The organism is Oculatella sp. LEGE 06141, assembly GCF_015207605.1.
GTDB lineage: Bacteria > Cyanobacteriota > Cyanobacteriia > Elainellales > Elainellaceae > Oculatella.
This window is the reverse complement of the sequence record NZ_JADEWO010000035.1, coordinates 67,990-79,319: the sequence shown is the minus strand read 5'-3', so window position 1 is coordinate 79,319 and position 11,330 is coordinate 67,990. Positions and strand designations below refer to the sequence as shown.

Genomic DNA, 11,330 nt, shown 5'->3' with positions numbered 1-11,330 from the left:
GTTGGGGTGAGATAGGCGGGGTGGCTCCGGGAGGAACTTCTTTAGAAAAAGACATGAGGGGGCTCCTTAATCCGTGTTTTAAACCTAAGTCAGCGCGTGATTGGCTACTCTGCACACTGAAGTGCAGCGTTCAGTGTTTTGGTTGCAAGCGCCTCAGTAGCAGATACCAACGCTCATCCGTATTTTCCGGGATCGCTAGCCCCCATCTTGAAAAACACCTTCTTTTTTACAGGATTGGTGTGCCCGTATTGACCCAGAAAGCATTGAGCGATCGCCTCCGTGTCGATCGTTCCGGCAACCTGACTGTAACGCTTTGGCTACCTATCCCTCGCTGAGGGCGGCAAATCGCAGTCCAGCCCAAACGATACATTTACACCCTCTGTATACGGGCTATATACGGAGCGATCGCTTTAATTCACTGGCTTTCGATCCCTAAAAGCTTTTATCCTCGCTAATAGACCCATTGTTTAAAACAAGAGTAATGACTGATCCAAACGTGGCTCCTTACGGTTCTTGGAAATCTCCCATTACGTCTGACCTGATCGTGGCGGGCACCGTTCGCTTAGGAGAAGTCAGAGTAGACGGCACCGATATTTACTGGAGTGAAGGGCGACCCACCGAAGGGGGGCGCTACGTTCTCGTCCGCCGCACAGCCGACGGGCAGTGTACCGACGTAACCCCAGAGGGCTTCAACGTTCGCACCCGGGTGCATGAATATGGCGGCGGTTCTTACATCGTTGCCGACGGCACAGCCTACTTTTCTAACTTTGCCGATCAGCGGCTCTATCGACAGCAATTAGGAGAGGCTCCCACACCGCTAACACCGGCCACCGATTTGCGCTATGCCGATGCAGTGATTGACCAGGGGCGCGATCGCCTCATCTGCGTGCGAGAAGACCATACATCTGAAGGGCATGAACCAGTTAACACCCTTGTTTGCGTACCGCTGCATGGGGAATCAGCAGGCGAGGTGCTGGTATCGGGCAGTGATTTTTATGCCTTTCCTTGCCTTAGCCCCGATGGGTCACACCTGGCCTGGATTAGCTGGAACCATCCCAATATGCCCTGGGATGGCACAGAACTGTGGGTGGCTAACGTTCAAGCAGACGGCACCCTAACCAACTCGCAGCGGGTAGCAGGTGGCCTGGAAGAATCCGTCTTTCAACCCCAGTGGTCGCCGGATGGAGTGCTGTATTTCATCTCCGACCCTACAGGCTGGTGGAACCTCTACCGCTGGCGAGATGGGCAGGTCGAGCCGCTGTGTCAAAAAGATGCCGAGTTTGGCTTGCCGCTGTGGGTGTTTGGCATGTCTACTTATGGGTTCGAGTCGAGCGATCGCCTGATCTGCACCTATGTGGAAGCAGGAGTGCAGCACTTTGCCCGCCTCAACACCACCACCCTGGAACTGCAACCGATCGATACCCCATACACCAGCATTGGCGGCTTGCAGGTTGGGGCAGGGCTTGCTGTATTTGGCGCAGGATCTCCCACCGCACCAGGAGCGATCGCCCGTCTGGATCTTGCAACAGGAGCCATCGAAGAACTGCGCCGCTCCAGCACCATCGAGATTGAAAACGGCTATCTTTCCATTCCAGAAGAGATTGAGTTTCCCACCGAGAACGGCAAAACGGCCTACGGGTTCTACTACGCGCCCAAAAATCAAGACTATGCTGCGCCAACGGGCGATCGCCCACCGCTGTTGGTTAAAAGTCATGGCGGCCCCACGGCAGCTACGTCAGCCACCTTTAACCCCAGCATTCAATATTGGACGAGTCGGGGCATTGCCGTGCTGGATGTCAACTATGGCGGCAGCACGGGGTACGGTCGAGACTATCGGCAACGGCTAAAGGGCAACTGGGGCATTGTTGATGTCGATGATTGCGTCAATGGGGCTAATTATTTGGTCGAACGGGGTGAAGTGGATGGCGATCGCCTCTGCATCGACGGCGGCAGCGCTGGCGGCTATACAACGCTGGCCGCGCTCACGTTTCGAGATACGTTCAAGGCGGGAGCCAGTTACTACGGCGTTAGCGATACCGAAGCCCTGGCTAGAGACACGCACAAGTTTGAGTCGCGCTATCTGGATGGGTTGATTGGGCCTTACCCCGATCGCAAAGACCTGTACGATGCGCGATCGCCCATTAAGTTTGTTGAGCGGCTGTCCTGCCCCATTATCTTCTTCCAGGGCGATGAAGATAAAATTGTGCCCCCCAACCAGGCCGAGTTAATGGTTAATGCACTACAGGTAAAAGGGCTGCCCGTGGCCTATGTGCTGTTTGAAGGCGAGCAGCATGGGTTTCGTAAGGCAGACAACATCAAACGGGCACTGGATGCAGAGCTATACTTTTACTCGCGCATCTTTGGCTTTGAGCTAGCCGACTCCATTGAGCCAGTGGCGATCGCCAATCTTGACTCGTAACCTTCAACCTCGATCGCCTGTCCTCGTCCGCTCTTGTGCTACGGAGCTTGTTTTAAGCGGATCAAATGGGCTGCATTCGCTCCCCCTAACCCCAACCGTGGGGACTTTCGAGCCGACTCTGTGCCGATTCTGGTTCAAAGTCCCTTAGAATTGGGGGCTTAGCGCCTGCGGCACACCAGAAAAGGGGGCAATTCGAGTGGCACTCACCCCCTTTAAAACATCCTCTAAGAGTCAACAGAGGCGGATCAAGCTGTTGTACCGTGGAATTAGGGTCGCTTACATCCAGGGCTTATATCCAGGTTCTAACCAGGTTCTATGTCATTTGCCATTTGTCTCCAGAATGTTCACAAGGTCTATAACAACATTTCCGTTGTTACCGATTTGTCGCTAACAATCCATCCGGGTGAAATCTTTGGATTGCTGGGACCGAACGGGGCTGGTAAATCAACCACCATTCGCATGTTGACCACCTTGACCCAGCCTACCCAGGGTGACATTGTGGTGGCAGGCTATGACGTAGTTCGTCAACCTGCCGGGGTGAAAAAGCAAATTGGGGTCGTGTTGCAGCAGACCAGCGTAGATACCGACCTGACCGTTTGGGAAAACATGGAATTTCATGGGCGGATGCATCACATCCCCAGGCATCGCCGTCAGCAAGAAATCAAGCGCTGGTTAGAGTATGTGGAACTGGCAGACCGACGCAGCGACCTGGTTAAAACCCTCTCCGGTGGCATGAAACGGCGGCTGCAAATTGCCCGAGCGCTGCTGCATCAACCGCAGATTTTGTTTCTGGATGAACCCACCGTTGGGCTAGATCCGCAAACTCGGCGGCGACTTTGGGAAATTATCAAGGGTCTAAACCAGCAAGGAATGACCATCCTGCTGACAACGCACTACATGGAAGAAGTGGAATATCTGTGCAACCGCATTGGCATCATCGATAGCGGCAGTTTAATAGAGCTGGGCACATTGCCCGAACTGCGGCAAAAGCATGGTGAAGGGCTGTTGATGAAGCAGAATGGCGATCGCTGGGACTATATGTTTTTCCCCACCCTACCGGAAGCCGAAACCTATTTGTCGCAACAGAACAACAAAACCGGAATGATGGTCCGTCCGTCCAACCTGGAAGACATTTTTGTAGAATTGACCGGACGCAATCTGGATTAGTTGCACTCATGACCCTCCACCCCGGTGTAACTGGGGACGATCGCCCCAACGCCGTTAAAATGGTTGTCACTCCATTGCTTTAACTACCCTGCTTTTTTCGTCGGGCGTTTTGTCCATGTTGCGTCTCGCTAATAAAATTGAAGCCATCCTCTATCTCAAAGGGCAACCGCTGCCGATCGCCAAAATTGCCGAATATGCCGGATGCGATCGCCAAACCGCAGAGGAAGGGCTAATTGAACTGATAGACGACTATGCCCATCGTGATAGCGCTCTGGAGATTGCGGAAACGCCCGATGGCTACTGCCTGCAACTGCGGGAAGGCTTCCGAGAGCTGGTGGAAGTTTTGATTCCGTTGGATTTGGGGGTTGGCGCACTGCGGACGTTGGCGGCGATCGCCCTCAAAGGCCCCATCAGTCAAACCGAATTAGTGGAGTTGCGCGGTTCTGGGGTTTATCAGCATGTCCCCGAACTGGTGAATTTAGGTTTTGTCCGTAAACGTCGTCAGTCGGACGGACGTTCCTACTGGTTGCAGGTCACCGATAAGTTCTATCAATATTTTCAGGTGGACAAACTGCCCCAGCCGTATAGCGTCTCGGAACAGAACCATTCCACTGCTGCTTCAGCCAGTACGTCCCCAAAACCATTGATACCGCATGACCCAGACCCCTTATCACCACCATCGTAATCGCTTCTCTGTCTATCGGTAGAAGAATTTAAGACCCAGTTTCCTCCTAACAGGGTTAGCCGTAGGGGAGGGCATAAATGTCACAATAGATTAAACTAGGTGAAATAAAATCTTAGGGTTTCTATGGTATTCAACCCTGATAATGCCGATTTCTTTAATGGTAGCGCCGAGGACGTGCAGGCCAACCAACTGCTGAAGTATCTTCAGCACCAATCGCCTGAAGTCTTAGCGCGAGTCGCCCGCTCCATCAGTCCTGAAATCAAGCAAATTATCTCCCAAAACGTGCAGGGGTTAGTGGGTGTGCTTCCCTCTGAGGCGTTTAACGTCCAGATCACCACTGATCGAGAAAACCTGGCGGGTTTACTGGCCTCCGCCATGATGACCGGGTATTTCCTGCGCCGAATGGAGCAACGAATGGAGCTTGAATCTAGCATTCAAGGGTCTATTTCCCTATCGCGCGACCCCAAGCCTGGGGACACCGAACTATAAATCGCGGGTTTTAACCACGGCTCAACCAGGCTCACTCATTGAGCTAGCAGGCATTCAGCTAACGAGTTTAGAACGGTTTTGGTTGGTTTCGCTCCGCCCAAATTAGCGGCTGGTTCAGCGATTCAACCAACAGCTTGCCTCTGTTTCTCGCTTTAGATCGCCAATGGTGTGCCGCCGTTAGCCCATTTGTTCAACTGGAAATGCACTGGGGCGAACTTCGATCGTCTCGGTTTGCCCATCCCGGTTGATTTCGATGACCAACGCCTGTCCAATTTGGCTCGATTCGACCTGCTCTTGCACCTCCGATGAGCTAGTCACCGGCGTTTGATTCACCTTAAGAATGACATCTCCGGCTTTCAAGCCAGCGCTAGCGGCAGGGGCACCGGGCATCACCTGTACAATCAACACCCCCTCGGTGGCCGTTACGTTTAGCCCCAGCTTTTCGTCGCGGTTGAGCCGATCTTTCACATCTGCCGTTAGATCGACCATTTGAATCCCCAGGTACGGATGTTCGACCCGTCCGGTGGAAAAGAGTTGTTCGGCAATTCGTTGCCCTGTTTCGATGGGAATGGCAAACCCTAACCCCTGGGCGTTGGCTCGAATGGCGGTGTTGATGCCAATGACTTCGCCCTGATCGTTGAGCAATGGCCCCCCGGAGTTGCCGGGATTGATAGCGGCATCGGTTTGAATAAACTGAACCCGTCTGTCGGGAACGCCAACCTGTGAACTCGATCGCCCCAGGGCACTGATAATCCCGGCAGTGACCGTGTTATCCAGCCCCAGGGGGTTGCCAATGGCGATCGCCCATTGGCCTGGAATTAAATCTCTGGAGCTGCCAAAGGTAACGCTGGGTAAATCGACCGCTTGAATTTTCACAGCCGCAACGTCGGTCACCGGATCGGTGCCCACCACTTCGCCATCAAACGACCGACCGTCCTTGAGCGTAACCGTGACGCGATCGGCGCGATCGACCACATGGGCGTTGGTAATCACATGCCCATCAGCGCTGATGATAAACCCCGACCCCGTCCCCCGCTCAATTTGCTGGTCTTGCGAGGGAGGCACATCATCCCCAAAAAAGCGACGAAACAAAGGATTGTGGAATGCTTCAGGCACCCGACTGGCGACCGTACGAGAGGAATCAATTCGCACCACGGCAGGGCCAACCTTTTCGACGGCATCTGCAATAAAGTTGGGATTATTGCGCTCTACTACGCGCACCGTAGAAAGCTGAGACGGTTGCTCGGTTGGGGACTCGATCGCAATCGGAGACATGCTGGAACTGGCAGGTCGATTCTCTGGATTCAGGTAATAGCCGCTTGCCCACCCTGCACCACCCCCCACTGCCAGCAATACGGCATAGAGTCCGATTTGTTTAAGTGATGAGCCCATAGTTTGTTTTCCCATGTTGGCAAGATTGACCCGACACCGGGTGAACTAAAGCTGAAACGTTAACGTCAAAACAGAGTAGCGGATCTCCAGTCGTTACGGCTGTCCCTATGCGGTACGACTCGTGCTGCGGTTGATGCTTACTCCTTGTCTAACACGGTTAGTCGAAAAGATGAAAATAAAACCCCAAGACTTAAAAATTAGCATTGTAAGTCAATGATTAACGCTTAACCTGCCACTGCAAGGGTGCCCACCTGGGACATCACCGCCCCAGCCAAACGACTTTAAGCACACGACCTAGAATTTAATTGAAGCACATCGTAACGGTGTGCTGCCCCATTCAATGCTCCTGCCGTATGAAATCGTCTCGTTTGTTTCCCTATTTTTCAGTTTGTTTTTCGGTTTTAGTGGGCTGGTGGCTACCCACAGGCATCAGCAACGCTGCCCCTGTGGTATCGGCGCAGAACCTGTGGCCTCAAGCCGCCGCAACTGCCACCAAGCAAACGGGTTCTCTCTGCCCTGAGCCAGCCCTATCACGGGTAGAGCGGCACCGTGTGGCATCTGGAGAAACCTTGGTGGATATTGCCCAACGCTACAACCTGATTCCGGCCACTTTGATGGGGTTAAATCCAGTGTTGCGATCGGGGGGGAACGCCCCGGCAGGTAGCGAAATTTTAATTCCACCCTATAACGGAATTCGAGTGGAAGTGCCATCCGGGCAGAGCTGGCGAGATGTGGCCGCAACCTACAATGTGCGAGCCGATGTGTTATTTGAAGTCAACGGTTGCCAAACGGAACCAAGAGTTGTGTTTGTGCCCGGTGTTAACTGGTCACCCACTCAGCCCACCGGGACAACTCCACAGCCAACTGGCGTATTGGCGGGTTATCCCCTGGCAACCGTTGCCTCAGTCATCACCGGATATGGATGGCAACTCGATTCGGCATCGGGCGAAGTAGCCTACCACAGCGGCGTTGACTTAGCCGCCGATACGGGCACTCCTGTCTTGTCGGTAGGAGATGGCACGGTGGCATTTGCAGGCGAACAGGGAAATTATGGCAACCTGGTGGTGGTTAATCACAGTCAAGGGCTGCAGACGCGCTACGCGCAGCTAAACAGTATGACGGTGCGAGTAGGCCAAACGTTGAGACGAGGCGATCGCCTGGGTACCGTAGGCGCAACCGGGCTGGCCAGCCGCCCCCACCTGCATTTTGAAGTACGAACCAACTCTGAGCTAGGGTGGGTGGCTCAAGATCCCTCTAACTACATCGACAATGTTCAAGTTGGCGTGCGCTAGCCCAACCGCTACCAATGCTTGCATCCTTAATAATAGGTGCTACTAACAGGCGCTATTAGTAGCTAAGGTTCATGCGGCTGAAATTTAAACTCAGGGCAATGTTGAGATGCTCTAACGATTCAATCAGCCAATTAACCCCTTCGCGATCGTGCAGTTCGTAGTGGTTAAACAGGATAGCAAACCGTTTTTCCAAATGGGACTTAACCCTGGAACAGAGCAGCACAATTTTAAGCAGCAAGCCGATAGTGACCGATGTACCTAAATTAGCGGTCAAATCACTGTAAACAAAATGGTCGAGTTTGTAAGAGCTTTGCACAACCAAAAAGTTGAGCAGGTGCCTACAGGTGCCGGTCAGCAACGTGTCATTTAGCCGATCGCCATTGCTGCACGACAGGATATTGTCTAAATAAACCGCCAGCCGTTGATTAAACTGACGATTGCCATATTTAGGGTCGATTGAAGCCGTGAGATAGTCGTATAGCTCACGCTTAAAGGTGCGATAGCAAGGAGCCTGTTTGCTGTAGGTGAGGAAGTGCTGAGCAATATCGCGGTAGGTGTTGCAACCATCGACTTTACCACCGTAGTGTTTCACGGCAGCATCGAGGCTGCGATCGCTCAACAGCGTTGGATTCTGCGCCGAGCGACCGTTGGGTGGCATAGCAGCCACACCATAAGGGAGAGATAGCTGATTGGCAGCCATGCAGTAGGAATGGCGCAACCGATGCGTGATGTAGTGAGACAAATTGACTTCAAAACGGCGCTGCACTTGATGTTGCAACTGCCGGACGCGCTGCCATTGTTCCAGGGTGCTGTCTTCCGTCAACAGGCCGTGTTTATACAAATAGGGATAGCGATGAACCAGCGTTCCCAGCGGTTTGGTGTTGTTCACCGATTCGTCTCTGGCTTGAGCAATAACATGAGCTAACCGCCGCATCGCCGTGTATTGCTCGGTTTGCTTAAACTGCCGCACCAAACAGCGGAGCCGTTGGGTTGTCCAGGTGCGAGCCGTTCCGGTGGGATGGGCTTCAAACAAAGCAACCAGCTCAGGAATAGCGGTTTGAAGCCGGGGTTGCATTAACCAGCGGTTAATAAAAATATGGCAGCTACGGTTCAAGATAAATTTAAAGTCTCGCTCGACCGAACTGCTGGCTAGAACCTGCTCTAGCGATCGCCAAACAGCGTGGTCGGGATAGGCCACTCCGTCAATAAACAGTTTGCGAAACCGCCACAACAGTTTGCCAGGAGACTCAGTTTCAACACACTGTAACCAGTGGTTGTATAGCTGCTGTTCATGCGACGTAATTGGGCGGTTGCCATAGCTGGAACAGATGTCCATCATCCTCTTTTAGCCCTCACACCCCAAACACCAAGGACGACAGCCAACCGGAGGTGGCTCAAGTCTCAATCACTCCCCAGAGAAAGCAAAACTGCCTCTGCTCATTGTCTCAGCATCCAGGTAAATTGCAACAAATCTACCTGAACAAATTAATCTACTAGCTTATATGAAGCGCTGGCTCAGATCAATGCTTGTGTGGCAACGGTTGGTACCACATCCTGACCCCGTGGAGCAAAATGCTAAACAGTGGAGCGGCTTGGCTTAAGCGCTGGTAACGTTACATGAGCGATGCAACCCGGTAGCCTACACCCCATCTAAAGCGCTCTGCGATGCCAGTTTCCGGCAGCTCTTATAGGCCACCATCGGCGGCTAGATGCAGCGACTATGATTCAGGTATGGTAACGGGGGCAGCAAATCCAAATTGTATCTAAAACTGCAATTTCGTACACCTTTGATACACCGTCAAGTCAGGCTGGTTCCCTGGCGGGTAACAAAGGGGACGATCGCCTCGACAAACTCGGCGGTCGATTCGTATGGCAATACGTTGCGCCCCGAAAGCTGAATGCCTTCTCCGGCGGGCAGGCGTTGTAAATAGTCGGCCATGCGCTCGTCTGGCGTTTCTGATTTACCCGAACGGCTGATGCTGGATGCCGTGTTGCCAAGCACCACCAGCGTAGGTTGTTGAATGTGGGCGATCGCCGATTCGTAATTTTTGCGCCAAAAGCCTGCCAAAAACGAAAACACCGCATGACGGCTAGCCGGATCGTCTGCCCCCCGCTTCAGGGTGTCCAGCCATTCGGAATCGACCCGTTGGCGATCGGCAAAGAGCTGTTTTTCGGAAAACGATTGTAGAAACTGTCGTCGTCGGGCATAGCGGTAGAAACTGCTGCCCAACGGAGAGTCGAACAGATTCCAACTCAGCTTTTGTTGCCAGGTGGGTGTGGTGCGAGTCATCACAGGCCAGGCGGGGGGGCCTGCTAAAATTAAGGCTTTGACTAAATCGGGCTGACGCTGCACTAATGCGATCGCCACCGGAAACAACGCCCCCTGAGCCACCACAATGGCAGGTTTTTGGATCACGGTGTTCAAAAAGTGCTGAAGCTGCGCTGCCCAATCGTCTGGCGTGTAGGCCACGTGCGGCATTGCGCTCTCGCCACAGCCTAATAGATCGGGATTGTAGATCGGTTGAGGCTGGCCTGATTCCAACCAGCGCTGATTAAAGCGATCCCAAAAGCGGCGCGATAGCCCGACCCCAACGGGATGAATCAACAAGAGCGGCACATTGTGATTGCTCTCGTTACCCCGCACCTCGTACGCGCAGCGGTAGTCTCGCCATGTATAGAACTGGGTGGGCGCGATCGGGGCACGGGCAGTCACTTGGTCAGACGGTTGGTTAGACGTTTGAGATGGCATGGCACTACACAATGTCTCCTTACTGTTTCACCCTACACCGCATCTCCAGTTTCCACCTATGCCTTTATGGCGATCGACCCTAACCCATCCGACCCTAGCCAGTTGTCCAGGCTGCAAGCTAGCCATTTATCCGATGGTGATGGTCGTTGCCGTTTTGCATCCTTAAAGCAAGAGGTGCGATTCAAGCACCATACGTCCGCTGGAGGAATGGATGACACCCTTATCAGATTCTATTAGCCCATTGGTGGCCTTATCGAATGATTTAGCCGACGCGATCGCCCATGCTGCCAACGCGATTGTGACGGTGAATGCCCGTCAGCGATGTTCGTCGAGTGGTGTTCACTGGCAGCCAGGAATTGTGGTGACAGCAGATCACACCATCAAACGAGAAGAAGACATTACGGTTACCGTTGCCGACGATCGCACCCTTGCTGCAACGCTGGTCGGACGAGACTCTGGAACGGATCTAGCCGTTTTACGACTGCAAGAGGTGGATCTTCCCGCCGCAGAACTGGTCGAAGCGCCTGAGCTAAAAGTGGGACATATGGTGCTAGCCCTGGGGCGATCGAGCGATGGGATTGCGGCCAGCTTTGGCGTAATTAGTGCCCTCGGTGGCACCTGGCGATCGTGGCACGGTGGACAGATAGACCAGTTCATCCGCCCCGATTTAACTCTGTATCCGGGGTTTTCTGGGGGAGCGTTGATCAACCTGCAAGGTCAGGTCATTGGCATGAATACATCCGGGCCACGGCACACCACGCTAACGATTCCGGTTAGCACCGTCAGCCGTGTGGTTAACCAACTGCTGCAACGGGGACGCATTGCTCGCGGCTATTTGGGAGTGGGAATGCAGCCGTTGCCGCTGCCCGATCGCTTGAGGCAATCGCTTAACCTGCCCAACACTAACGCCGTCATTATCATCAGCACGGAATCCGGTAGCCCTGCCGACCAGGCCGGAGTGCTAATCGGCGATATTTTAGTGCGGCTGAACGATCGCCCCATTGAAGATATTCACGATGTTCACGCCATGCTTGACCCCGAACAGGTGAGCAAACCCCTGACCGCACAGATCATTCGCGGCGGTGCCTTGATTGAATGTTCCATCACCATTGGCGAGCGACTCCAGAGGTAAGTTTC

Annotated in this window: 10 protein-coding genes; 7 read left to right on the top strand and 3 right to left on the bottom strand. The window is 53.5% G+C overall.

Features of this window, described 5'->3' with window-relative positions; all coding sequences use genetic code 11:
* Nucleotides 1–481: 481 nt before the first annotated feature.
* The 4 genes from IQ268_RS21120 to IQ268_RS21105 all read left to right on the top strand — a co-directional run bounded on the left by IQ268_RS21120 (nucleotide 482) and on the right by IQ268_RS21105 (nucleotide 4,760).
* Nucleotides 482–2,419, top strand: coding sequence for a S9 family peptidase (locus IQ268_RS21120; protein ID WP_193883424.1), 1,938 nt, complete (start codon nucleotides 482–484; stop codon nucleotides 2,417–2,419).
* A gap of 315 nt (nucleotides 2,420–2,734) precedes the next feature.
* On the top strand, nucleotides 2,735–3,586 hold the full coding sequence (locus IQ268_RS21115) for an ABC transporter ATP-binding protein (RefSeq protein ID WP_193883422.1): 852 nt from the start codon (nucleotides 2,735–2,737) through the stop codon (nucleotides 3,584–3,586).
* A gap of 115 nt (nucleotides 3,587–3,701) precedes the next feature.
* The gene (gene scpB, locus IQ268_RS21110; RefSeq protein ID WP_193883420.1) at nucleotides 3,702–4,271 is read left to right on the top strand and encodes an SMC-Scp complex subunit ScpB; all 570 of its coding nucleotides are present in this window, start codon (nucleotides 3,702–3,704) and stop codon (nucleotides 4,269–4,271) included.
* A gap of 123 nt (nucleotides 4,272–4,394) precedes the next feature.
* Complete coding sequence (locus IQ268_RS21105; protein WP_193883418.1) at nucleotides 4,395–4,760, top strand: DUF760 domain-containing protein; 366 nt, start codon at nucleotides 4,395–4,397, stop codon at nucleotides 4,758–4,760.
* 177 nt (nucleotides 4,761–4,937) lie between these two features.
* On the opposite strand, the gene IQ268_RS21100 is transcribed toward IQ268_RS21105, so the two are convergent.
* Nucleotides 4,938–6,152 (bottom strand): HhoA/HhoB/HtrA family serine endopeptidase, encoded by a 1,215-nt coding sequence (locus tag IQ268_RS21100; RefSeq protein ID WP_193883416.1) that lies wholly within the window; start codon nucleotides 6,150–6,152, stop codon nucleotides 4,938–4,940.
* A gap of 353 nt (nucleotides 6,153–6,505) precedes the next feature.
* On the opposite strand from IQ268_RS21100, the gene IQ268_RS21095 reads away from it, so the two are divergent.
* Entirely contained in the window at nucleotides 6,506–7,444 is a 939-nt protein-coding gene (locus IQ268_RS21095; RefSeq protein ID WP_193883414.1) for a peptidoglycan DD-metalloendopeptidase family protein, read from the top strand.
* 55 nt (nucleotides 7,445–7,499) lie between these two features.
* Here IQ268_RS21095 and IQ268_RS21090 read toward each other — a convergent pair whose 3' ends face one another.
* Nucleotides 7,500–8,783 carry a hypothetical protein gene (locus IQ268_RS21090; RefSeq protein WP_228035589.1) on the bottom strand — a complete coding sequence of 428 codons (1,284 nt, stop codon included), beginning with the start codon at nucleotides 8,781–8,783 and terminating at the stop codon, nucleotides 7,500–7,502.
* Between the two features lie 459 nt (nucleotides 8,784–9,242).
* Nucleotides 9,243–10,193, bottom strand: a complete 951-nt coding sequence (locus IQ268_RS21085; protein WP_193883412.1) for an alpha/beta fold hydrolase — start codon at nucleotides 10,191–10,193, stop codon at nucleotides 9,243–9,245.
* On the opposite strand from IQ268_RS21085, the gene IQ268_RS21080 reads away from it, so the two are divergent.
* The gene (locus tag IQ268_RS21080; RefSeq protein WP_193883410.1) at nucleotides 10,192–10,359 is read left to right on the top strand and encodes a hypothetical protein; all 168 of its coding nucleotides are present in this window, start codon (nucleotides 10,192–10,194) and stop codon (nucleotides 10,357–10,359) included. The genes IQ268_RS21085 and IQ268_RS21080 overlap by 2 nt on opposite strands.
* Nucleotides 10,360–10,404: 45 nt before the next feature.
* A complete protein-coding gene (locus tag IQ268_RS21075) occupies nucleotides 10,405–11,325 on the top strand; it encodes a S1C family serine protease (protein WP_193883408.1) in 921 nt (306 codons plus the stop codon).
* Nucleotides 11,326–11,330: the final 5 nt, after the last annotated feature.

Excerpts from the sequence above, each read along its gene's own strand:
- IQ268_RS21120 (WP_193883424.1), top strand. The coding sequence starts at position 482 with ATGACTGATCCAAACGTGGCTCCTTACGGTTCTTGGAAATCTCCCATT.
- IQ268_RS21115 (WP_193883422.1), top strand. The coding sequence starts at position 2,735 with ATGTCATTTGCCATTTGTCTCCAGAATGTTCACAAGGTCTATAACAAC.
- scpB (WP_193883420.1), top strand. The coding sequence starts at position 3,702 with ATGTTGCGTCTCGCTAATAAAATTGAAGCCATCCTCTATCTCAAAGGG.
- IQ268_RS21105 (WP_193883418.1), top strand. The coding sequence starts at position 4,395 with ATGGTATTCAACCCTGATAATGCCGATTTCTTTAATGGTAGCGCCGAG.
- IQ268_RS21100 (WP_193883416.1), bottom strand. The coding sequence starts at position 6,152 with ATGGGCTCATCACTTAAACAAATCGGACTCTATGCCGTATTGCTGGCA.
- IQ268_RS21095 (WP_193883414.1), top strand. The coding sequence starts at position 6,506 with ATGAAATCGTCTCGTTTGTTTCCCTATTTTTCAGTTTGTTTTTCGGTT.
- IQ268_RS21090 (WP_228035589.1), bottom strand. The coding sequence starts at position 8,783 with ATGATGGACATCTGTTCCAGCTATGGCAACCGCCCAATTACGTCGCAT.
- IQ268_RS21080 (WP_193883410.1), top strand. The coding sequence starts at position 10,192 with ATGGCACTACACAATGTCTCCTTACTGTTTCACCCTACACCGCATCTC.
- IQ268_RS21085 (WP_193883412.1), bottom strand. The coding sequence starts at position 10,193 with ATGCCATCTCAAACGTCTAACCAACCGTCTGACCAAGTGACTGCCCGT.
- IQ268_RS21075 (WP_193883408.1), top strand. The coding sequence starts at position 10,405 with ATGACACCCTTATCAGATTCTATTAGCCCATTGGTGGCCTTATCGAAT.